At 62.1% G+C, this 22363-nt stretch carries 21 protein-coding genes; 16 read left to right on the top strand and 5 right to left on the bottom strand.

Features of this window, described 5'->3' with window-relative positions:
• Window position 1 precedes the first annotated feature (1 nt).
• On the top strand, window positions 2-1060 hold the full coding sequence (locus ABEA12_RS16815) for a hypothetical protein (RefSeq protein WP_345469027.1): 1059 nt from the start codon (window positions 2-4) through the stop codon (window positions 1058-1060).
• 11 nt (window positions 1061-1071) lie between these two features.
• Here ABEA12_RS16815 and thiE read toward each other — a convergent pair whose 3' ends face one another.
• Window positions 1072-1752: a thiamine phosphate synthase gene (gene thiE / locus ABEA12_RS16810; protein ID WP_210102331.1), complete on the bottom strand. Its 681-nt coding sequence runs from the start codon at window positions 1750-1752 to the stop codon at window positions 1072-1074.
• A 145-nt stretch (window positions 1753-1897) separates the two neighbouring features.
• Between thiE and thiO the strand changes: the two genes are divergently transcribed.
• The 5 genes from thiO to moeB all read left to right on the top strand — a co-directional run bounded on the left by thiO (window position 1898) and on the right by moeB (window position 6160).
• Window positions 1898-3127 (top strand): glycine oxidase ThiO, encoded by a 1230-nt coding sequence (gene thiO / locus ABEA12_RS16805; RefSeq protein ID WP_210102332.1) that lies wholly within the window; start codon window positions 1898-1900, stop codon window positions 3125-3127.
• The gene (gene thiS / locus ABEA12_RS16800; RefSeq protein ID WP_210102333.1) at window positions 3124-3363 is read left to right on the top strand and encodes a sulfur carrier protein ThiS; all 240 of its coding nucleotides are present in this window, start codon (window positions 3124-3126) and stop codon (window positions 3361-3363) included. Before thiO ends, thiS begins: the two co-directional genes overlap by 4 nt.
• Before the next feature lie 41 nt (window positions 3364-3404).
• The gene (locus tag ABEA12_RS16795; RefSeq protein WP_210102334.1) at window positions 3405-4208 is read left to right on the top strand and encodes a thiazole synthase; all 804 of its coding nucleotides are present in this window, start codon (window positions 3405-3407) and stop codon (window positions 4206-4208) included.
• Window positions 4209-4232: 24 nt separating this feature from the next.
• A complete protein-coding gene (locus ABEA12_RS16790; RefSeq protein ID WP_210102335.1) occupies window positions 4233-4892 on the top strand; it encodes a 4a-hydroxytetrahydrobiopterin dehydratase in 660 nt (219 codons plus the stop codon).
• Window positions 4893-4957: 65 nt separating this feature from the next.
• Window positions 4958-6160, top strand: a complete 1203-nt coding sequence (gene moeB / locus ABEA12_RS16785; protein WP_425571798.1) for a molybdopterin-synthase adenylyltransferase MoeB — start codon at window positions 4958-4960, stop codon at window positions 6158-6160.
• Here moeB and ABEA12_RS16780 read toward each other — a convergent pair.
• Window positions 6152-6427 carry a DNA gyrase subunit A gene (locus tag ABEA12_RS16780; RefSeq protein ID WP_210102337.1) on the bottom strand — a complete coding sequence of 92 codons (276 nt, stop codon included), beginning with the start codon at window positions 6425-6427 and terminating at the stop codon, window positions 6152-6154. The genes moeB and ABEA12_RS16780 overlap by 9 nt on opposite strands.
• 244 nt (window positions 6428-6671) lie before the next feature.
• On the opposite strand from ABEA12_RS16780, the gene panD reads away from it, so the two are divergent.
• From panD to ABEA12_RS16765, 3 genes are all read left to right on the top strand, one after another.
• Complete coding sequence (panD, locus tag ABEA12_RS16775; protein WP_210102338.1) at window positions 6672-7094, top strand: aspartate 1-decarboxylase; 423 nt, start codon at window positions 6672-6674, stop codon at window positions 7092-7094.
• Between the two features lie 48 nt (window positions 7095-7142).
• Entirely contained in the window at window positions 7143-8831 is a 1689-nt protein-coding gene (locus ABEA12_RS16770) for a long-chain-fatty-acid--CoA ligase (protein WP_210102339.1), read from the top strand.
• A 247-nt stretch (window positions 8832-9078) separates the two neighbouring features.
• The gene (locus tag ABEA12_RS16765; protein ID WP_210102340.1) at window positions 9079-10023 is read left to right on the top strand and encodes an FUSC family protein; all 945 of its coding nucleotides are present in this window, start codon (window positions 9079-9081) and stop codon (window positions 10021-10023) included.
• A 112-nt stretch (window positions 10024-10135) separates the two neighbouring features.
• On the opposite strand, the gene ABEA12_RS16760 is transcribed toward ABEA12_RS16765, so the two are convergent.
• Together ABEA12_RS16760 and ABEA12_RS16755 are read right to left on the bottom strand one after the other, a co-directional pair.
• A complete protein-coding gene (locus ABEA12_RS16760) occupies window positions 10136-12700 on the bottom strand; it encodes an ATP-dependent Clp protease ATP-binding subunit (RefSeq protein WP_210102341.1) in 2565 nt (854 codons plus the stop codon).
• A gap of 1303 nt (window positions 12701-14003) precedes the next feature.
• Window positions 14004-14978, bottom strand: coding sequence for a LysR family transcriptional regulator (locus tag ABEA12_RS16755; protein WP_210102342.1), 975 nt, complete (start codon window positions 14976-14978; stop codon window positions 14004-14006).
• Window positions 14979-15073: 95 nt separating this feature from the next.
• Here ABEA12_RS16755 and ABEA12_RS16750 point away from each other — a divergent pair, with 95 nt between their 5' ends.
• Genes ABEA12_RS16750 through ABEA12_RS16730 form a run of 5 tightly spaced genes read left to right on the top strand, consistent with a single transcriptional unit; the run spans window position 15074 to window position 19913 of the window.
• Window positions 15074-16333, top strand: coding sequence for an FAD-dependent oxidoreductase (locus ABEA12_RS16750; RefSeq protein ID WP_210102343.1), 1260 nt, complete (start codon window positions 15074-15076; stop codon window positions 16331-16333).
• A complete protein-coding gene (locus tag ABEA12_RS16745; RefSeq protein ID WP_210102344.1) occupies window positions 16330-17232 on the top strand; it encodes an NAD-dependent epimerase/dehydratase family protein in 903 nt (300 codons plus the stop codon). The genes ABEA12_RS16750 and ABEA12_RS16745 overlap by 4 nt, the downstream gene beginning before the upstream one ends.
• Window positions 17229-18029 (top strand): ABC transporter ATP-binding protein, encoded by an 801-nt coding sequence (locus tag ABEA12_RS16740; protein ID WP_210102345.1) that lies wholly within the window; start codon window positions 17229-17231, stop codon window positions 18027-18029. The genes ABEA12_RS16745 and ABEA12_RS16740 overlap by 4 nt, the downstream gene beginning before the upstream one ends.
• A gap of 10 nt (window positions 18030-18039) precedes the next feature.
• Complete coding sequence (locus ABEA12_RS16735) at window positions 18040-18912, top strand: ABC transporter permease (protein WP_210102346.1); 873 nt, start codon at window positions 18040-18042, stop codon at window positions 18910-18912.
• Window positions 18909-19913, top strand: coding sequence for an ABC transporter substrate-binding protein (locus ABEA12_RS16730; RefSeq protein ID WP_210102347.1), 1005 nt, complete (start codon window positions 18909-18911; stop codon window positions 19911-19913). Before ABEA12_RS16735 ends, ABEA12_RS16730 begins: the two co-directional genes overlap by 4 nt.
• 222 nt (window positions 19914-20135) lie before the next feature.
• On the opposite strand, the gene ABEA12_RS16725 is transcribed toward ABEA12_RS16730, so the two are convergent.
• Window positions 20136-20747, bottom strand: a complete 612-nt coding sequence (locus ABEA12_RS16725; protein ID WP_210102348.1) for an NADPH-dependent FMN reductase — start codon at window positions 20745-20747, stop codon at window positions 20136-20138.
• A gap of 195 nt (window positions 20748-20942) precedes the next feature.
• Here ABEA12_RS16725 and ABEA12_RS16720 point away from each other — a divergent pair, with 195 nt between their 5' ends.
• Entirely contained in the window at window positions 20943-21197 is a 255-nt protein-coding gene (locus ABEA12_RS16720; RefSeq protein WP_210102349.1) for a hypothetical protein, read from the top strand.
• A 174-nt stretch (window positions 21198-21371) separates the two neighbouring features.
• The gene (locus ABEA12_RS16715; RefSeq protein ID WP_210102350.1) at window positions 21372-22325 is read left to right on the top strand and encodes an acyl-CoA thioesterase; all 954 of its coding nucleotides are present in this window, start codon (window positions 21372-21374) and stop codon (window positions 22323-22325) included.
• The last annotated feature ends 38 nt before the right edge of the window (window positions 22326-22363 follow it).

The raw sequence follows: 22363 nt of genomic DNA, 5'->3' as shown, positions 1-22363 counted from the left end.
GATGCGACGAGCCGAACCGATCGCCGGCGCAACGGCAAGACTCCTGGTTTTGAGCACCGCGGTGTTCGCCCTGCTGTCGCTGGCGTGGGAGCTGCATGATGCAAGCAGCCTCGGAGAGTTCGGAACGAAACTTGAAAACACGGAAACGTGGGTACGCTTCGGTGGCGGATTCGGGCTATGGGTTGCATTGGTTGCGCTGCTGGGGTTGGTGCTGATGTCCTCCAAGACCGAGGCCCGGCCGATTGGGCTGCTCTGGGACCTGATGTGTTTCCTGCCGGTGCAGGGACACCCGTTCGGCCCGCCGTGCTATTCGACCAGGGTTGCCCCGGAACTTGCTGACCGTGTGGGGGACTGGTTGGCGGGTGCGGACGACCAATACACCCGCCCCGGGAAAGACGGTCGGCAGCCCCAGCGCCCGGCCTATCCGCTGACCGCCAACCCGCGGCGGCGGGTGGTGATCTCCGCCCATTCCATGGGCATGGTGCTTACCGTGTGCATGCTCTTCCACGCTCGGGCCGATGGCAACCTGGGCGAGGAAGAATTCAAGCGCATCGCCGTGCTCAGTTACGGGGTGCAGCTGAGGCGCTACTTCGCGCGTTTTTTCCCGTCGATCCTTGGCCCGGAACTGCTCTCCGTTGTCCCCGCAGGCCCACCCGAAACGGGAAGTGATTCCCGAAACCCGTGGCCGATCGATGCCTGGCCCCGACGCCCGGGAGACCAACCGGAGGTCAGCGAGGAGGATATGGCCGCGGCCATTGCACGGGACCGGGCAGGAGGCCCATGGCCGCTGTCCAGGATCCTGGAAGAACGGTGGATCAATCTATACCGGCCCAACGACCCTCTGGGATTTGGCCTGCACTACATAGGCGCCTGGCCCCGGCAGGACAATAACCCCATGCGGGACAGGCCGGCGGAGGAGTTCATCCGTGATGCCTACCAATTCACCGTCGCCGGCCACGGCTTCTATCTGCCGACCGATGCCTACCGACAGGGAATCACCGACGTGAAAGTGTTGGTGGCAACCCCGGAGCCAACGGCAGGGGCTGGTCCTGGCGGCTGATCAGGTATCGACTACTGCAGTTCGGGCAGCAGTGAGAGGAATGCCTGCGCGGCGGCGCTTGGGTCATCGGCGTCGGTGATTGCGCGGACCACCACGATGCGTGAGGCACCGGCCTCCACGACCTGTTCCACATTGCCCAGATCGATCCCGCCAATGGCGAACCACGGCTTGGATGTTTCCAGGGTTGCCGCATGGGTGAGCATCTCCAGGCCCACCGCCGCCCGCCCAGGCTTGGTGGGTGTTGCCCAGAGCGGACCGACGCAAAAGTAATCCGCGTCCGGATCCGCCGCGGCGGCGGAAACCTGGGCGGGGTCGTGGCTGGAAAGACCGATGGCGACCGAGGGGTCCAGCAAGGACCGGGCGCCGGGAAGCGGCAGGTCACGCTGGCCAACATGGAACACCGGGGCACCGGTGAGCAGGGCGAGGTCCGCACGGTCGTTCACCGACCAGGGCTTGCCGAATTCCTCGGCAACCGAGCGCAGCACGCCGAGTAATTCCAGTTCCTCGGCGGCATCGATGTTCTTGTCGCGCAGCTGGATGATGTCCACCCCTCCGGCATAGGCGGCGCGCAGGAAATCAGCGAAGTCCCCACGCTCCTTGCGGGCATCGGTGCACAGGTAAAGCCGTGCGGAAGCAATATCGGGGGCGGATGAGACGGTGGTCTTGTCATCGTTATCGGTGATTTGGCTCATGTCTCATAGACTAGCTTCCGTACCGCGGGAGCCAGGAACGCTGGCTGAGAGGGCGCCGAACGCGCCGACCGAAAGACGCCGTCCCGGAACCAAGGGAGGCGTGGAACCTGATCCGGCTCATACCGGCGTAGGGAAGGAGACCCTGATGTCGTGCACCGAACCGGAGCCCACAAGCACCGATGTCGTCGTGATCGGTGGCGGAATCATCGGCCTGGGCATCGCCCTGGAGGCGCAACGGGCCGGATACCGCATAAGGCTCATCGATCCGGCCCCTGCCAGCGGCGCTACATATGCGGCGGCCGGAATGCTGGCCCCGGTCAGTGAACTGCACTACCAGGAAGAGGGGCTTCTCGGGCTGACCTTGGCCTCGGCCAAACGATGGCCCGGTTTCATGCAGGCGCTTGCCGCGGACGGGTACCCGGACATCGGGTTTCAATCCACGCCCACCCTGGCCCTGGGGGCCGACGCCGCGGACCGCAGTGCCCTCGCCGACATGCGTGAGGCGCAGACGCGGGAGGGACTGGACGTCTCCCGGCTCTCGATACGTGAAGCCCGCCGTCTGGAACCGCTGCTTTCCCCACATATCACCGCCGCCCATATGATTTCCGGGGACCACCAGGTCGATCCCCGTGCCGTTGCCGCCGCCATCGAGGCCAGACTTCTGGCCGGGGCCGGTGACAGCGCCAAGACTGCCGGGGACACCATCATCCGCACCAACGCCGCCGCCTTGCTGCACCGCGACCCCGAGGACCACGACTCCCCGGTCACCGGGGTGATGCTGGCCGACGGGCGATCGATCCGTGCCGACGAGGTCGTGGTCGCGAACGGACTGGGCGCCGCTTCCCTGGGCGGGTTGCCGGCGCACCTGGTGCTTCCCCTGCGCCCGGTGTACGGGGACGTGCTCCGCTTGCGCGTGCCCGAACACCTCCGGCCGTTGACCACGGCAACATTGCGCGGCATGGTCCGCGGGATTCCGGTCTATATCGTCCCGCGCAGCGATGGAACGGTGGTCATCGGAGCCACCTCGCGCGAGGACTCGAACCCCGGGGTCAGTGCCGGGGGAGTTCACCAGCTGCTGCGCGACGCGCAGGTGCTGCTGCCCGCGGTCGCCGAACTCGAACTTCTTGAAACCACCGCCCGCGCACGCCCGGCAACCCCGGACAATGCGCCGTTGCTCGGCCGGGTGGCAGGGGCCGGGGGCCGCGACATTCCGGGGCTGTTGATCGCCACCGGGTTCTTCCGTCACGGAGTGCTGCTGACCCCCATTGCAGCCCACGTCATTACCGGATTGCTGCAAGGACGTAGCGACCCGGCCCATGCTGGTTTCCGTCCCGACCGCTTCTCACCCGCAGTCCACCCACAGGAGAGACCATGAGCACCATCGAACTCAACGGAGCCACCCACCCGTTGGCATCCGGCATGACATTGGCGCAGCTTGTTGCCGAGGTCACCGGCCGTGAGCTGCTTCCCAGCGGCCAGCCCAGCGATGGAGGCCGGCTCGGCGTCGCCGTGGCCCGGAACTCCGGAATCATCCCGCGCAGCCAATGGTCCAAGACCGTACTGGAAGGCAGCGACGACATCGAGATCGTCACCGCCGTCCAAGGCGGCTAGCAAGCACGCCCCCGCCACTTATCCCCAGGAAGCGAAGCACCATGACCCAAACACTTGTACACACCGACCCGCTGGTCATCGACGGCGTGGAATTGGGCTCCCGGCTCATCATGGGCACCGGCGGCGCCCCCAGCCTGGACGGGCTCGGCGCCGCCCTGGTGGCATCCGGGACCGAGCTGACCACCGTGGCCATGCGCAGATACAGCACCCCGGGCGCCGGATCCACCGGGGGAACCAACCTCTTTGACCTGCTTCTGGAGAACAACATCCGGGTGCTGCCCAACACCGCCGGATGCTTCACCGCCCGCGAGGCGTTGATGACCGCGGAGCTCGGCCGCGAGGCCCTGGAAACCGACTGGGTCAAGCTTGAGGTGATCGCCGACGAGCACACGCTGCTGCCCGACGCCGTCGAGCTGGTGGAGGCCACCGAGGCGTTGGTGGACCGGGGTTTCAAGGTCTTCGCCTACACCAACGACGACCCCGTCCTTGCGCTGCGCCTCGAACATCTCGGCGCCGCGGCGGTCATGCCGCTGGGGGCGCCGATCGGCACCGGACTGGGGATCTTGAACCCGCACAACATCGAGTTGATCGTCGCCCGTGCCTCGGTTCCGATCATTCTCGATGCCGGGATCGGTACGGCCTCCGATGCCGCCCTGGCCATGGAATTGGGCTGCGACGCGGTGTTGCTGGCCTCGGCCGTGACCCGTGCACAGGATCCGGTGCGCATGGCCGGGGCCTTTAGACATGCGGTCATTGGTGGAAGACTGGCGGCACAAGCCGGACGCATCCCCAAACGCGCCCATGCCCTGGCTTCCTCCGCCATGGAGGGCCGCCCGGACTTCTAGAACCGGAACCCGAAGGAGCACGTCATGCCAGCAAAAGATGTTCTGACCACGGAGCAGGTCCATGCCAACCTCGCGGCGCTGCCGCAATGGCGCTATGGCCTGGGCGCGTTGCGCACCGCGTTGAAGTGCGAGTCCTCCGCCGCGGCGCTGGCGTTGTTCGCCACTATCGGGGCCAGGGCCCAGGAAGCCAACCACCACCCGGACATCGACTGGCGCTACGACACGTTGTTCATCACGCTGACATCGCACGACGTGGGAAGCAGGGTGAGTGTGCGCGACACTGCGCTGGCCCGTTCGATCTCAGCCGTGGCCCAGGAGTCCGGTGCCGAAGCGAAGTCCGAACTCTTGCGCACCGTGGAGATCGCCATTGACACCGATGACGTGGAAGCGATCTCGGAAACCTGGCGCACGGCGCTGGGGTACAAGCAGCAGGACGACGGCAGCCTCGCAGATCCCAACGGCCGCGGTCCGGCCATCTGGTTCCAGAAGACCGCCACCCCCAATCAGAACCGCCTCCACCTCGATATCACCGTGCCCTTCAGCGAAAGCTCCCCGGTGCTCGAGGCACTGGGTGCCAGCGGCGCCGTTCTTGACCCATCGGTCTCACCGAGTTGGACGGTGGCCACCGACGTGCAGGGAAACAGGCTGTGCATCTGCACCGAAAAGGACCGGGACGCCCGCTAGCCACCAACCGCCATGGGTCGCAAAGCACCGCTGCCATGCCCACCCACCCCGAAAAGAAGGTCGATTTGAGCCAGACGCTCGCCGAAAACAGCATTGCCTCGTTGCCTCCCCTGGTTGAACCGGGACCGGCACTGGACGCAGGGGAACTGGAGAGGTATTCCCGCCATGCCCTCATGCCCGAGATCGGGCTTGAGGGACAGCGCCGGCTGCGAAATGCCAAGGTGCTGGTCATCGGGGCCGGCGGGCTCGGCTCGCCCGCTTTGCTCTACCTTGCGGCTGCCGGCGTGGGAACCTTGGGCATCATCGACGATGACTCGGTTGAACTGAGCAATCTCCAACGCCAGGTGATCCACGGCGTCGGTGACATCGGTCGCACCAAGCTCGAATCCGCGCGCGACTCGATCGCGGAACTCAACCCGGGCGTGGGTATCGTGCTGCACCCGGTGCGCCTTGATTCCACCAACGCGTTGGAAATCTTCGCGGGCTACGACGTGATCCTCGACGGTGCCGACAACTTCGCCACGCGTTACCTGGTCAACGACGCCGCCACGCTGTTGGGCAAGCCCTATGTATGGGGCTCGATCTTGCGCTTTGACGGACAAGTGAGCGTCTTTTGGGACAAGCACGGCCCGAACTACCGGGATCTTTATCCGGAACCGCCGGCCGCCGGAACCGTTCCCTCGTGTGCGGAGGGCGGGGTTTTTGGCATGCTGTGCGCCTCGATCGGGGCAATGATGGTCACCGAGGCCGTCAAGCTGATCACCGGTGTCGGCGAGACCCTGCTGGGCAGGCTCCTGGTTTTCGATGCGCTGGCGTCACGCTGGCGAGAGCTGCGCATCACCAAGGATCCCGAAGCCCCGGCGATCACCGAGCTGGTGGACTACGAGGTTCTTTGCGGCCTCGGTGCCGAAAGCGATCAAGGTGGCCGCGATGAGTCCTCGGTGAGCGTGGAGGACCTGCAGGCAAGGCTGCGCGGGCGCAATACGGGGGAGCGCGACTTCATGCTCGTCGATGTGCGCGAACCGGTGGAATTCGAGATTGCGCGCATCCCCGGCTCTGTATTGGTCCCGCTTGCAGGGATCAAGGACTCGACGGCGTTGGGAAAGATCCCGCGCGGGACCCCGCTGGTGCTGCACTGCAAGTCCGGCGTGCGTTCGGCCCAAGCACTGGAAGCACTGGCCGCAGCCGGGTATGACGACGTGGTGCACCTCGAAGGCGGGATCGATGCCTGGCTGGAGATGGGGGATCCGGGCGCTGGCCTAGAGTAATTCCGGCTCGGAGCGCCGCACTGCAATTTGCGCCTCGAGCTTCCGTGCCTCACCGTGGGTCCAACGCCGTGCCTGCATGTCAAGGACGGCACGAGCCCGGATCTCTCCGATACCCAGGACCTGTCCGAGGGCGGCTAGTGCCTCCTCGTGCGTTTCCGATGTTTCAATCGCAGCAAACACCTTCTCGCGCTCGTTAATGGCCTGCAGCATGGCCTCAAGGATTCGCAGTTCATCAATGACTGATGCTTTGTTCCGGTCCGGTTCCATGACGTCATCATGCCATGCAGGCCAGTCATTCCTGGGCGGCTGGGTCGACCCAAGCCGTTGGCGGTGCCTTTTTCGGATGGGTGGAGGAAGTCTCTGTGAACCCTGGGTGCGTCACAGACAATCGGCAGCGTGCCCGCCTAGAATGACTTAGGCCCGGGATGGCCAGTTAAAGAAACCGGGGCACCACGGCCGGCGTCCACGGAAGAGCGCCACGGCCTGCACCACCCCTTTCAGGAGATTGCCCATGCAGCGAACAATGTTCAAGTCCAAGATCCACCGTGCCACGGTCACCCATGCCGACCTGCACTACGTCGGATCGATCACCATTGACGCAGACCTGCTCGATGCCGCCGACATCCTGCCCGGGGAACTGGTTTCGATCGTCGATGTCACCAACGGGGCACGGCTGGAGACCTACACGATCGCCGGAGAGCGCGGCTCGGGCGTCATCGGCATCAACGGCGCCGCCGCCCACCTGGTCAATGTGGGTGACCTGGTCATCATCATCACCTACGCCTCGATGACCAACGCGGAGGCCAAGTCCTTCAAGCCCTCCGTGGTGCATGTCGATGACACCAATGCCATCCGCGCACTGGGCAGCAACCCTGCCGAAGCGCTGGCAGACGGCCTGGAAACACCGCCGTTCGCCATTTTCGCCGACGCCTGAGGTTTTAGCCGGCTCGTTCACGTCGCGGATACGCGGCATGATGGAACCATGGACAACACTGCGGCCCACCCCTGGACCAAGAACTACCAGCCGGGTGTCCCGGCCGAGATCGAACTTCCCACCGAATCACTGAGCGAGATGTTTGAACGCTCGGTCGCCGAAGCGGGGGAGCACCCCGCCACCGAATTCTTCGGCAGGCGCACCAGCTACCGCGACCTGGGCGAAGCCGTTGAGCGCGCCGCGGAGGGACTGCGGTTGCTCGGGGTCCGGGCCGAGGACACGGTGGCACTGATCCTGCCCAACTGCCCACAACATGTCATTGCGTTCTATGCCGTGCTGCGCCTGGGTGCCGTCGTGGTGGAACACAACCCGCTCTACACTTCCAAGGAGCTGCGACACCAGTTCGAGGACCATCAGGCACGCATCGTCATTGCCTGGGACAAGGTTGCCGGATCCGTGTTGGGATTTCCCAAGGATGTGCAGATCGACACCGTGATCTCGGTGAACCTGCTCGAGGCGTTCCCCACCTTCAAGGCCTTGGCGCTGAACCTACCGGTGAAGAAGCTGCGCGAATCCAAGGCGGCGCTCAGCGCCCCGGCGCCGGGAACCATGCCGTGGAAGCAACTGCTTAAGGCCGATCGCCTCTCCACCTCGCATCCGCGTCCTAAAGTCAACGACCTGGCGGTCATCCAGTACACCTCCGGAACCACGGGACTTCCCAAGGGCGCCATGCTCACCCACTTCAACCTGTATTCCAATGCGCTGCAGGGGGAAGCATGGATGGCCGGGGCCAAGGAACGCGAGGAGATCCTCTATGCAATCCTGCCGATGTTCCACGCGTTCGGCATGACGCTGTACCTCACCTTCGGGGTGAAAAAGCAGGGGTTGCTGGTGCTCTTCCCGAAGTTCGACCCGGATCTGATCCTCGATGCGATGAAGAAGTCCCCGGCGACCGTGTACTGTGCCGTCCCGCCGATCTATGAGCGCACGGCCATGGCGGCCAAGGAAAAAGGTGTCTCGCTGCGCTCGGCCAAGTACTGCATTTCCGGCGCCATGAACCTGCCTGCCCACGTGGTCGAGCTGTGGGAGTCGGTCTCCGGCGGGCTGCTGGTGGAAGGCTACGGGATGACGGAGTCTTCCCCGGTGGCCATGGGCAACCCGTTCCACCCCACCCGCCGCACCGGAACCATCGGGGTGCCGTTCCCCTCGACACTGATGAAGGTCGTGGATCTGGATGACCCGGACACCGAAGTGGAGCAGGGAGAACCCGGAGAGCTGCTGATCAAGGGGCCACAGGTATTCGCCGGCTACTGGAACAACCCGGAGGAAACAGCGAAGACGCTGACCGCCGACGGGTGGTTGCACACCGGAGACGTGGTCAGAGTGGATCCCGACGGATTCGCCACTATCGTGGATCGGGCCAAGGAGCTGATCATCACCGGAGGTTTCAACGTCGCACCCACTGAAGTGGAGACAGCGTTGCGCGCGCACCCCGATGTCAAGGATGCCGCCGTGTTTGGCAGGGCACTGGAGCGAGGCGGGGAAATGGTGGTCGCGGCCGTGGAGCTCGAACCCGGGGTGTCCCTTGACGAGTCCAAGCTGCGAGAGCATTGCCGGACCCAACTCGCCGGCTACAAGATTCCTAAGCGAATCGTGGCCGTTGATGACCTGCCGCGATCGATGCTTGGCAAGATCCTGCGCAAGCAGGTCCGGGAGCAAGTGAACCCCGGCCTGTAGACAACATACTGGTTGGATTCTTTGACCTGCCTCACCGGGGGTCTTACTGCCGTATGGAGATTGCAGTCAAGTGGTTTGGCTAGCTGCCTGTCATGAGATAAAACATGTCGTCTAGACAGTACTTGTTGTCGGGTGACTTCCATGGGGTTGGTAACGTTAGTGATCCAGCCGAGAAATCCTTCAGGCCCTGCTTTCGCAGGGGCTAGAATCCCTGCGGCCTCCGGTCCGCGAAAAGGTAAACAACCCCATGGCGCTTTTCAGTCGACCCCAACCGGGGACACTGCCCATCACCCTTAAGCTTCTGGTTGCGATCCTGATCCCGTCGGCGATCGTCAGCGTGCTGGCCGGAACCTCGGCCAGCATGGGATTCGGTCTCGCCATTGGTCTGGGAATGGCCGTCACCCCGGTAAGCAAGCCCCCTCTGGCGGCCCTGCTGGTGGTCATCGGCGCCGCACTCGGGGCATTGGCCTCCCTGGCCGGATCTACACCGTGGGCCATTGCGCTCCTGATGTTCGTTTCCGCGGTCCTCTCGGCACTAACCAACCAGCGTTCCGCTGGATTGCTCACCTTGGCACCGATCATGGTGATCCTGTTTGGCCCCGGACCGATCACCCTTCAATGGTGGGTGGCGGGGTTGTGGATTCTTGGCGGCGGTGTGGTGGGGGCCTTCATCACCAAATTGCTGAAATTTCAGGCGCCTGTCATGCCCGTGGAAAAACGTACATCCTGGGAACACGGCATCGCCGTGGGTGTCTTGTGTGCAGCAGTGATGTTCTGGTCCCTGGCCAACAACATCCCCCATGGATACTGGATCGCGGTCACAGTTCTGATGGCACTGCGCCCCCTGCCCAACCAGCGGCGCGAGACGTTGAACGGTCGACATATTGGCACGTTTCTGGGTGCGATCATCGCACTGTTGGCTGTGCTATTGCTGCCCTTGTGGGCAGCGGTTGTCGTTGCCGTGTTCTGCCTGTTCTCGTTGGTTTGGTACACCATGGGCGGTGCCTATCTGATGCAGGCGCTGGCCCTGACTCCAATGCTGCTGATTTTTGCCTCCCTTGGAGATATCGACCGCGGATTCGAGCTGACGATCGAACGCGTCCTTTTCACCGTCATCGGGGTTGCCGCAGCGGTGTTGCTTGCCCTGATGCTTCGCCGGTGGGAATCCCGGCGTGAATCGCACGCAGCCTGACCAAGGGTGCGCCAGCCCGGGGCACCTAAGCAGAGCGGTGGCGGGAACAGGAAAAGCAGCGAGAACCGTGTGGGGACGTCGGACTCAGCCGTCCGTCCCTACACGGTGTTTGCTAGGCCGCCAGAAGTTCTGCGCGTCGAGCCGCAACCCGCAGGCCCGACTCATCCATGGTGACCACAACGGTGCCGCCCGCCGGCAGCTCGTCGGCTACTAGGAGATCGGCGACTTTGTCATCGAGCTCGCGCTGGATCACCCGGCGCAAAGGGCGGGCGCCGAACTCGGGTTCGTGGCCTTCGGCCGCGATCCAGTCCACCGCCAACCCATCGACTTCCAAGGCCAGCCCGTGGGCGGTGAGTCGGGCTTCGGTACGCTGCAGCTGCAGCCGCACGATCTCGCGCAACTGTTCCTGTCCAAGCTTGCGGAAGAGCACCGTCTCGTCGATCCGGTTCAGGAATTCGGGGCGCATTGTCTCGCGCAACCGGCCCATTACCTTGGCACGTAGTTCGCGCTCGGTACCGGTACCGGACTCTCCGGAGAAGCCCAACGGGGCGCCGCGGCTGGCCAGGAACTCCGAACCGAGGTTGGAGGTCATGATGATGACGGTGTTTCGGAAATCGACGGTGCGTCCTTGTCCGTCGGTGAGGCGGCCGTCATCGAGCACCTGCAAAAGCAGGTTGAACACATCAGGGTGTGCCTTCTCCACTTCGTCCAGCAGCACCACCGAGTAGGGCCGCCGGCGCACAGCCTCTGTCAGTTGCCCGGCCTCGTCGTAGCCGACGTAGCCCGGAGGGGCTCCGATTAGGCGCGAGACCGTGTGGCGCTCGCCGAACTCGCTCATGTCGAACCGGACCATCGCGGACTGGTTGCCGAAGAGTGATGCGGCCAGGGCCTTGGCCAGTTCGGTCTTGCCCACGCCGGTGGGACCCAAGAAGAGGAAGCTGCCGACCGGGCGGTTCTCGTCGCCCAGTCCCGTCCTTGAGCGGCGCACCGCCTTGGCAACGGCGGAAACCGCGTCGTGCTGGCCAATGACCCGCTCGTGCAGTTCCTCCTCGAGTCGTGCCAGGCGTTCCTTGTCATCCTCGGTAAGCCGGACTGCGGGGATGCCGGTGGCTCGGGCAATGACCTCGGCGATCTCGGTTTCGTCGACTATCGCCGGGGCGCTTTGTGCCGTGCCGTCTTCGATCTCCGCCAAGCGGGCGGAAACCTCCTCGGCCTCATCACGCAACTTCGAGGCATCCTCGTAGCGTTCCTCGGCCACTGCTTGGTCCTTTGAAACACCCAGTTCCGCAATGCGGGTCACCAGGGATTCGGTGTCTGCACCGGGTCCGTGCTTGAGGCTCAGGCGGGCACCGGCCGTATCGATCAGGTCGATGGCCTTGTCCGGCAGGAACCGGTCCGTCACGTATCGCGCGGACATCTCTACCGCGGCTCGGATGGCAGCATCGGTGTAGCTCACCTGGTGGTGCTGGGCGTAGCGGTCCTTGAGCCCATGCAGGATCGCGACGGCGTCCTGGATCGACGGTTCACCGATGGTCACCGGCTGGAACCTGCGCTCAAGGGCGGGGTCCTTCTCCACCTTGCGGTATTCGGCCAGCGTGGTGGCACCGACCAGGTGCAGTTCACCGCGGGCGAGCCGGGGCTTGAGGATGTTGCTTGCGTCCATGGAGCCGTCCCCTCCGCCTCCGGCGCCGACAACGGTGTGCAGCTCGTCGATGAAGACGATCACGTTTCCGTCCTGGGCGGCAATCTCGTCCATGATCTGGGTGAGCCGTTCCTCGAAGTCGCCGCGGTAGCGGGTCCCGGCGACCATGGCCGCCAGATCAAGCCCAATAACGCGTTTGCCGCGCAGTTGTTCGGGGATCTCCCCGGCGACGATGGCGCGCGCCAGGCCTTCCACGACGGCTGTCTTGCCGACCCCTGCCTCTCCGATCAATACCGGATTGTTCTTGGTGCGTCGTGCCAGGATCTCGATGGTCTGTTCGATCTCTTTGGTGCGGCCGATCACCGGGTCCAGTTTGTCCTCCGCGGCCCGGGCGGTCAGGTCCATGCCGAACTTGTCCAGCATGGGGGTCTCGCCCTTGATGGATTGGGTTCCGGTATTCGACGACGGTGCCGGGGCGCCGGCGGGGCGGCTCTTCGCAGCTTCCTGGGCACCCTCGACCGCGGACTGCAGGGACTGCGGAGTGACTCCGGCAGCGCCCAGGACCTGGCCGGCGGGTGCTTCGGTGTTCAGCACGAACGCCAGGAACAGGTGTTCGGGATCGATATAGGTGGAGCCGAAGGCGCGGGCGACTTGGTAGGCATCCAGCAGTGCGCGTTGGGTTGATTGTGTCAATGCAGGGGCCGAATCGGTGCGTTGTGGCCCGGTTTCGGGAAGGCGTTGCTCGGCGTCGCGGGCAATGGCGTCGGCGTCGGCTCCGGAGCGGCGCAAGGCACCGTTGGTAGGCTCGGTCTCGAGCATCACCCGCAAAAGGTGAAGCGCATCAATATCGGTGTGGCCGTGTTCGACGGCGAATTGTGCGGCACGAGCCAGTACCTCATGGGTTTGGCGGCTCAGCAACCGGGTGATGTCGACGGGCCGTCCAAATCGACTGCTGCGCTGGCCTTGAAGGTAGCGGGCCAGGAAATCTTCGAAAGAACCGTTACCGGAACCGGATGAGCCAAAGAGTGCAGGCATGTTTCCTCCTGTGGATACTTGAGTGTCTTTGACTCAAGTTAACGACGTAGTCAACAAAATATTCCCTGCCCCGTCTCCAATGGTTCCTTGTTCGCCACCAGCGGCAAGGGTAAACGTCCGTCATGTCCGCGCCGAGTGTGCCGGCGAGGCTTACAGGGCAGGAAAAGGGAGCTGCTGTCGAGAAACAGACGGCCCGCAAACTATGGGCACCCTTAACGAACGCGCAGTTCGGCTGTTCGCACCATCTTGGCTCGGGTCCGGCGGTGCCTCAATGCCCTGGAATAATGCGATCCGACGCGCCGGTCAATAATTCCCCGCAGTAAGGGCCACTCGCGGCTACTTGACGGTAGGGAAAGTATCTTCTTCTGAAAACGAAAGAAGAAGTAACAACGAAGAGAACGGAAGTTAGCCACATGCGTGGAAGCAGCCTTGTATGGACCATCGTCGGCGTTCTTGTTGCCGTAGCCCTAGTTATCTGGATCGCCTCAGCGATCTAGGACTTCTCCTCCTAGCAGTTACGTTCAATCCCACCCTTGAGTGGCGGGGTTGTTCACCAAGGACGTGGGATGCAAGCATTGCTTGGATCCCACGTCTTTTTCGTCAGTGGCACCAGGAAATGATGGTGCCGCTGTAGTACGGTGCATGGACTCAAAGATCGTTGTTGGCTGCTCAGGAGTGGAGCTGATGAACTAAATCCACTGTCCATCGTCGACTCCGGAGCCAGCTGTGCTGGGTTTGACCATCCCCTAGGCCCTTGGGCTTCGCAAGAGCAAGCACGAAGTGGTGTTTCTCAGGAAGCCACGATCCCTCTCTGGCTTGGCGTAGCGAAGTGGGACAGCGCGAGGAGAGGGTGTGTTTGGGAGCTGCACCCGCTCATGCGATCGATGAAGTGGCTGATGGTGCCTACTAGTTGGTGATTTCATGCTGAGTTGCTATCGGGCTAGGGTCCGATGTCAACGGCGTTCGTTGGGCAGGCTGGAATGGTTTGCTGCATCCCGGGGCCAGGAACAGGACGTCACCTGAGACCTTGAAGATCTCGCGGAACTCGGTGTACTTGGCACGCGCTTCCTTGCTGGCGACCTCGGGTTTTTCGGAGACTAAACTTTTGGTGATGGTTTCCTGTCGAGCGCAAACTGAGAGTTTGTGGCAGTTAGCAAGCCCGACAGGCTTCAAGGCCTGTGGTGCTCCAGCTGGCAAGGACCCAAAACGCTATATAGCCCGTGGAGTGCACTGACAGTATGATCGCACCAGAGCAAGGCCACTCATTCAGGAAGCTACGCTGGCCGGTTGCACCGTCAAGCCACTATTGATCATCAACGTGCGGATCAGCCCCGTGTACCAGCCACGGCGAACCGGTTTCAGCAAGGATTTTGACGAATCCTGCCGTGACGGGAGGAGTGCTTGGCTTCCAAGACGCCCAGGTTTGGACCGTCAGGTCTTGTCCCGGCGTTTTCGTATTCTCCATCGGGCGCCAAGTCCAGCCGGGGAAGTTGATGCGGGCCGACGGCGCAGTGGTCAGTACGGCATCGGCATCCGCCAAGCCGGCGATCAGGACACTGTGTTGGGCGAATTTCCTGAAAACCCAGTGGACGTGGATTCCAGCTGATTCGGAGGCTATCCGCAGGCGCGCCTCTTGTCGGCGAACTTCACCGGATTCATGCGCCATGACCACCTTCCCATCCAGTTGGGAGAGACTGATTGTAGTCTCGGCCTGAAGCTCCGAGTCTGGAGCCAGCGCTACCCCGATTTCCTGGCGAAGTACCAGCCTGGATTCGTGTTCCCGTGGCTCGTTGTGGAGCAGGGCAAGATCGATGAAATCCGCTTGGAGCAAGGCCCACTGCTCGTTGCTGTTTGCTTCGGTGAGTGCGAAATTGATGCTTGGCTGCTCACCCCTAAAGATCTTAACCGAAGACCGAAACCATGAATGGGGCATTCCCGGAGGCATGCCGACACGCAGGAGTTGAGGCTGAGTGTTCGCTTTGCGGACCAGTTCTGGGATTTTATCAATCTGCCCGAGGATGCCTAGGGCGTGATCTCGCAAGGCTCGTCCGGGGGGTGTTAGCTCGACGCCCCGAGCGGTTCTCAACAACAGGGGGACGCCGGCCCTGCGTTCGAGTTCTGCGATATGGCGGCTGAGAGCCGGTTGGGAAGTGCGCAGGTCAATCGCTGCAGCGCTGATCGATCCGGCCGCAGCGACGCTAATCAGGGTTTCTAGATGGCGCATTTCCATACTCACATCGTATGCATATTCGGTATGGCAGACATGATTTTTTGGCATTTGTGTTATGTCACGTGTCACACAAGGATGTAAACAAGGAATAGTGATCGATCTAACAGATCCTTTATTCGCAGGGGAGAGGAAAGTTTACCGTTATGGTCTCTGAGGTATCAGTTACAGAGGTTGACGTGGTGGTCGTTGGCGGGGGCGCAGCCGGTGTTGCCGCGGCCGTCAGTGCGGCCCGCACAGGGGCCAGCGTGTGTTTGATAGAGCAATACGGCTTCTTGGGTGGCGCTGCCACGAATAGCTCGGTGTTGGCCTATTGCGGGTTCTTTGACCAAACAAAAGAGCAAGTGGTCAAAGGTATCGGGCAGGACTTCCTGGACGAATTGAGCCGCCAAGATCTTTATCGACTGGAAACATTCGAGAACTCCGGAAACACCGTGGTTGTCTTGGACATGGAAACTACCAAGTCGACGTTGGATGAAATGGCCAGGGGCGCGGGAGTGGATCTGCTGCTCCACAGCACCGTCTTTTCTGCTGAGGTACACGAAGGATCCATAGCGAGCGTCGACCTCATTCATCGCGGGGGCATTGTGAGAGTCAAGGGTAAGGCGTTCGTCGATTGCAGTGGCGACGGCGCACTTCTGCGGGCGGCGAAGGCCGAAACGCACGTCTCAGATGTTGGTGAACGTCAGGCGAGCACCTTGGTCATGCGCGTCGGCGGTGTCGCGGAAGGAGCAGATACCAGCGTTGAATCCATGGATGGGGCATTGGACTCCTATAGGGAGAAGACCGGAACCCGGCTGCAGCGAAGCAATGGGACCTGTGTGCGGATGCCAATTTCCCGAGAGATCATGCTTTTGCTGGTGGATCAGCATGTCGATGCCCTTGATGTGCGAGAGCTGACCCGGGCCGAGCTCGACGGCAGAGTGCTTTCGCGACACTACCTTGAAGCCTTCAAGGGGACTATTGCTGGTTGGGATGGAGCTTTCCTTGCTTCGACAGGACCACAGATCGGCATCCGCGAATCACGGCGGATGATTGGTATGGAAGCAGTGTCTGCCGGTGATGTCGTTGAGGCACGGCAGCGGCCCGACGACGCCATCGCCCGATGCGGTTGGCCGATGGAAGATCATGCAGTCCCCGGTGAGACCTCGTACAGCCAAATCAAAGAGCACAAGTGGTACCACATACCCTACGGAGCAATAACCTCGCGCAATATCGACAACCTTTGGGCCGGTGGCCGACTCGTGAGTGCTGACAACCGCGCCTTCGCTTCGCTACGGGTGATGGGAACGGCTTTCGCCACCGGTCATGGCGCGGGGCTGGCCGCAGCAGCCCATGCCGAAAACGGATGCGTGGACATCGCCAAATTAAGGGCAGCACTTAATGAGCAGGGTGCACTGGTATGAACAAAACCTCCGAATTCGACATTGCCGGATCCGCTGTCAGCGACATGCGGGTAGCAATCACTGGAGCTGCCGGAAGCCTCGCCGCAGACATTATTCCGGCGCTTCTGGAAGCGTGCGTGGAGCTTGTCTGCGTGGATCGAACCAAGCCCGCGAAGGATCTCGGTCTGGAATGGCACATATGCTCCATCAATGACCGTGATGCACTCAAGGCAGCTTTTGTCGGCTGCGACGCTGTTGTACACCTGGCCGGTATCCCGCTGGAAGATGAGTGGGAGCGTATTCTCGAAAACAACATCGATGGAACCCAAGCGGTCTTGGATACCGCACTGCATGCCGGAATCAATAAGGTGGTGCTGGCCAGTTCGATCCACGCCACGGGTTTCGTCGGAATACCCGCGGATGAAGCGGTTCCGGCGGATGTGCGGGTACGTCCGAATACCTTCTATGGGGTTTCGAAAGCCGCGCTGGAAGCGCTCGGCAGCTACTACCACGATCGCTATGCCATGAACGTCATCTGTCTGCGTATCGCCTCGAGGTTTAGCGAGCCCCAGAACGTGCGGATGCTCAGCACCTGGCTTTCTCCTGAGGATGCAGGTCGCCTTTTCATTGCGGCACTTGGTCCTCAGGCCACTGGATTCAGGACCATTTGGGGCGTATCGCGGAATGCCCGGGGGTATCTGTCAGCGGAGGCGGGAGAAGCCATCGGCTTTCATGCCCTCGACGACGCCGAGGTGTTTGCTGAGCAGATATCCGAGGAAGCGGAAAGCAACCCGTTGGCAGCCGAGTCACAGTGGGACCGCAAATATCTCGGCGGGGTGTTCTCCTCTGACGAGCCACCCTTACAGCCATATTCAATAGACAATCAAGAGCCACACCAAACTGAGGGATCCAATAAATGACTACCTCCCAAACCGGAACGGAGCCCAGGTACGCGTTCGAAACGCGCAACGTCAACAAGGTCTTTACCGGGGCGAACACCGTTCACGCGCTGACAGATATCAACCTGAAGCTGCCGGAGGGTTCATTCACATGCATCGTTGGTCCATCGGGCTGCGGGAAATCGACCCTGCTCAGGATCCTGGGAGACCTCGAAGACGCCACATCGGGTGAAATAATCAACAACCTGAGCGCGAAGAAAGTGCCGACAGCTGCCTTCGTCTTTCAGGAGCATGGCGTCTTCCCCTGGTTCAACGTCCTGCAGAACGTCGCATTCGGCGAGCACATGGCCGGCGTCGGCAAGCGTGAACGCGAGGAACGGGCCAGACACTGGATCGCCGAGGCCGGGCTATCGGGTTTCGAGTCCTCATATCCGCACCAGCTTTCCGGAGGCATGAGGCAACGAATCGCCATTGCCCGAGCCTTTGCCACGGGGTCCCCGTCGCTTCTCATGGACGAGCCGCTCGGCGCATTGGATGCCCAGACACGCATGCTGATGCAGGAACAGCTGGTCAAGCTGTGGGAGTTGGAACGCAAGACGGTCGTCCTGGTCACGCACTCCATCGAGGAAGCGTTGCTGCTGGGCGACCGAATCGTCATGATGTCCGCGCGTCCCGGTCGCATCAAGGAAATCATTGACGTGCCCTTTGGCCGTCCCCGGAGCATGGAAGTCGAAGCAACCCCCGAATTCGCGCGGATGAAACAGGATATCTGGGATTCCCTGCGCGACGAGGTACAAGCATCGTTGAGGTTGGCCTGAAATGACACAAATGACCCAAGCTTCCGTTCCGGGAGCAGCCGCCACGGCGGAGAATCCCGACCTTGACCGGGCCATCGAGAAGAACCGTCGCAAGGAGAAGGGATTGCGTGCGCGCGACCTGTCTCTGGCTGTCCTCACACCAGTGATTCTTCTGCTGTTGTGGGAAGTGGCAGCGCGAACCGGACTCATCGATGCCAGGTTGTTCACTCCTCCGAGCCAGATTGCTGCCCAGGGCTGGAAGATGACGGTAAGCGGTGAGCTCTGGAAACACATCGCGGCAACCGGCACCCGGCTGCTGATCGGATTCTCCTGCGGTGCGGCCGCGGGTATCCTCGTCGGTCTGCTCATGGGTGTGTCCAGGCCTTTGCGCGCCGCGCTCGGTCCCACCTTCACGGCGCTGTATGCGCTGCCGAAGATTGCTATCCTTCCCCTCCTGCTGCTGATATTCGGACTCACTGAAACCCCGAAGATCCTCTCCGTTGCAATCTCCGTGTTTTTCGTGATTCAGATCAACACACTGGCCGGTATCGTGCAGATCGATGACCGGATCCTTGAAGCGGCCCGTGCCTACAAAGCGACCGGCACCAAGCTCTTCCGCCATGTCCTGCTGCCAGGAGCCATGCCCTCGGTCATGACCGGCTTGCGCGTCGCGGCGGGTATGTCGGTCATCGTGGTCACGGCAGTGGAATTCGTGGCCTCCAACGATGGCCTTGGCTACCTCATCTGGAACTCCTGGCAGCTTTTCCAGCCTTCCAAGATGTATGTCGGCCTCATCGTCGTTTCGGTGCTGGGCGCGATCGTCACCGGCCTGATCATCGTCTTGGAGCGGGCGCTCATCCCCTGGAAATATTCAAACAAACGCACAAAGAAGGCAAGCAAATGAACAAGAAACTCAAGCTGGTCGCCGCACTGGCGATCTCGGGCCTGGCCTTGACGGCATGCTCGGCAACGGAATCCGCCAAGACCGGTGACAAGGCGGCGACAGTGGAAGTTGGCATCGTTCAGCTGCCGATCTTTGCACCTATTTACGTGGCCCAGGCCAAGGGCTACTTCGAGGATGAAGGCCTCACCGTCAATCTGCAGACCGTGAAGTCGGGTTCGGATGCGATTCCGCTGGCCTCCAGCGGGAAGCTCGATGTCGTGGCCGCCGGGTTCTCTGCCGGCATGTTCTCGGCCATCGAGACCGGCCTTGATATCAAGATCGTCGGCTCCATGGGAGTCTCCGACGGAAACACCGAGAAGAGCCCCACGGACCTGGTCGTATCAAAGGCGTTGTTCGATGACGGAACCATCACCAAGGTGGCCGATCTCAAGGGCAAGAAGGTCGGTGCCGCCGGCGGCGTGGGCGGAACGGGAGCCTTCCTGACCTCCCTTGCGCTGAAGGAAGCGGGACTTGGCATCAACGACGTGGAAATCGTTAACCTGGGCAACCCCGACATGCCGACGGCAATCAAGAACGGCAGCCTTGACGCCGGGCTGATCTCGGCTCCGTTCTCGACGATCGCACTTGGAGACGGCACAGGGGTTTCCTTGGGTGTCCCGCCTGCCGGCACCTCGGGAACCGGTGTTATCTTCGGCGATGAGTTTGCTGATACGGAGTCCGCACAGAAGTTCTTCAATGCCGTCTCCAAGGCAGCAAAGGACCTGCAGGGAGAGGCCCGCTACTCGGACGAAAACCTGAAAATGATTGCCGAGGCCACGGACCAGGAAGTCGACAAGCTCAAGTCGGTGCCGCTCTACACCTGGTTGCCCAACCTGGCGCCGTTGCCGGAGCAGCTTGCTGACATGGAGTCCGTGTGGATGGATGCAGGAGCCCTCGAATACAAGACTGCGATTCCGCAGGACCAGTACGTTGATGGGTCCTTTGCCGAAAAGGTGAAGTAGCCGGTCGCATAAGGGCGGAGGCGTTGACCGGGATACCTCCCGGTCAACGCCCCCCGTTTTTTTGCTTCCAAGCATCCGCTTCGGCCCCGAAACCCAGGCACCCCCGCAGAGGTCGAATGACGCTATTCCACCCGCGGGGTCTAGGGCAAGGACGCCCGTGCGCTGGTGCGATGATCGCCGGTGTGCAGCACCGCATCCATGCGCGATCCTGCACCCTGGCGATTAGCGGGGATGTAGGGGGACGGCCTTTAGGGAACCAAGACGTTCTCCTGCGCGCGCTTCCACGAGTTGGGTAAAGCGGGTGATGTAGTCCTGCAGGAACCGCACCGTGGACTCATGGGCGATCTTGCCCGAGGCGCCGACGAGGCTGGGTGACTGGGAAAGAAACACTTCCGGCTGTCCCAGGGTTGGCATGTCGAAGTAGGACAGTGCAAGGCGGAGATTTTTTTGGGAGCTGTACCCGCCCATGCGCCCGACGGAGTGGCTGATGATGCCAGCCGGGCGGTTCTTCCATGCCACGTCGCTGTTGGGCTTGGATCCGATGTCAACGGCGTTCTTCAGGCAGGCCGGAATCGTCCGGTTGTTTTCCGGTGTGACGAACAGGACACCGTCTGAGCCCTTGATGGTCTCGCGGAAGTCGGTGTATCGGGCAGGCGTTGCCTTGTCGGTGACCTCGGGATCGTCGTAGTCGAAATCGTAAAGCGGCAGGTCGCGGATCTCCACGATCCCAACGCGGTAATCGGCGGGAAAAAGATCGATCGCGTTGAGCGCGATCTTGCGTGCGTAGGATTCCCTGCGCAGGCTTCCCACCAGGATGCTGATGTTCTTGGCCAATGGTTTCCTTTCAAGCGTGCATTGCGCCCGAGGGACCGGAATTGGCCACCTCCGGTGCGGCGCGCGGTTTTGGCACGGCAGTCAAGATGCTCCACCCAGTAGTAGCATCCGGCCATTCCACTAGTCTACGTTGTGACGAAGTTATAACTACGTTATAACGTATATATTCTGGAAGGATACGAAAAGAGGTGCAGCATGTCCGAGGCCGGACCATGGATAGAAGCGATCGTCTTGTTTCAGACGATCCGCGGCGGGAACCAGCCAGCCGCGAAGCAACTGATGGATTCTTCCGCAGACAAGGAGCAAATGGTTGACGGCCTCATGAGCTTGCTCGGCGTCTTTCTCAAGGGAAAGGATCCCTCTGAACTCGACCGATTTCTCGTGGCTGCGCATCGCTTCACACCACCTCCGGGATTCGGTACCCGTCCCTATCTGCCGCCTCTTTCCTGACGGGTTCTTTCCCCAAGGAGGTTGGTCGGCCCTGTCGATACCTGGCTCCACCGGTGCTTTTGCTGAGGGCTGTAATTATGCGCGGGAGCCTGCGCGGAGCGGAGTGTTTTTCTTTGTGCGTCGCGCCGTAGTCATCTACGGGTCCCGGTGCGGGTCCTTATCTAGGATGAAGCCATGAACGACATCATGAAGCTGCGTTTCCTGGCAGCACCGACAGATGTCTCCGAAGACGGGGTCACGGTCCAGGCCGGCCGGGTGCTGGAGTGGATCGACAAGGCCGGGTACGCCTGCGCCGTGGGCTACAGCGGCGGATACTGCGTCACCGCTTACGTCGGCAACGTGCACTTCACCAGGCCCATTGAAAACGGCGACCTCATCGAGGTCACCGCCCGCGTGGTCCACACCGGGCGCAGCAGCATGCAGGTGGTGGTCACCGTGGACGCCGCCGACGTGCGCGAACGCATCTTCCGCCCGGCCATGGACTGCATCCTGGTCTTCGTCGCAATGGACGAGGAGCGCCGGCCCAAGACGGTTCCGCATTTCGAGCCCGCGGACGACGAAACGGCACAGCTGGCCCAAGGCGCAGCCGACCGCATCGGCGGCCGAGCCGAGATCCGCGACGCCATGCGCGCGCAGGAATATACGGACGTCGGAACCCTGCAACGCGAGACCTTCAGGTTCCTGGCCGCCCCCTCGGACGTGAACTGGGGCGGCAACGCACACGGCGGGATCGTGATGCGCTGGATTGACGAGGTGGCCCGGGCCTGCGCCATGGCCTGGTGCGGCAAAGATGCGGTGGCCGTCTATTCCGGGGGAATCCATTTCCTGGCCCCGATCCACATCGGGGACATCGTGGAACTTGCGGCACGCCTGATCCACACCGGACCGCACTCCATGCACATCGCCGTGCGCGTGATGGCCAAGGACCCGAGGGAATCCGTGTGGCGCGAGACCACCCAATGCATGAGCGTCTTCGTCTCCCGGGACGCCACCGGACGTGCCTCGGCGGTCCCGCAGGCGGTGCTTCGCAGTCAGGAGGACTTTCGTCTCGATGCCCATGCGCTGGATCTGATCGAACGCCGTGCCGGGCTCCCACCCATGCGCTTTGCCGAGGCACGGGTCTACTGAATGACGGGGTCACGGCGAGCACGTTACCCATCCAGCAC

The organism is Paeniglutamicibacter antarcticus, from assembly GCF_039544305.1.
GTDB lineage: Bacteria > Actinomycetota > Actinomycetes > Actinomycetales > Micrococcaceae > Paeniglutamicibacter > Paeniglutamicibacter antarcticus_C.
Note: the sequence above shows the minus strand (reverse complement) of the source record. Positions and strands in the feature narration are given on the sequence as shown.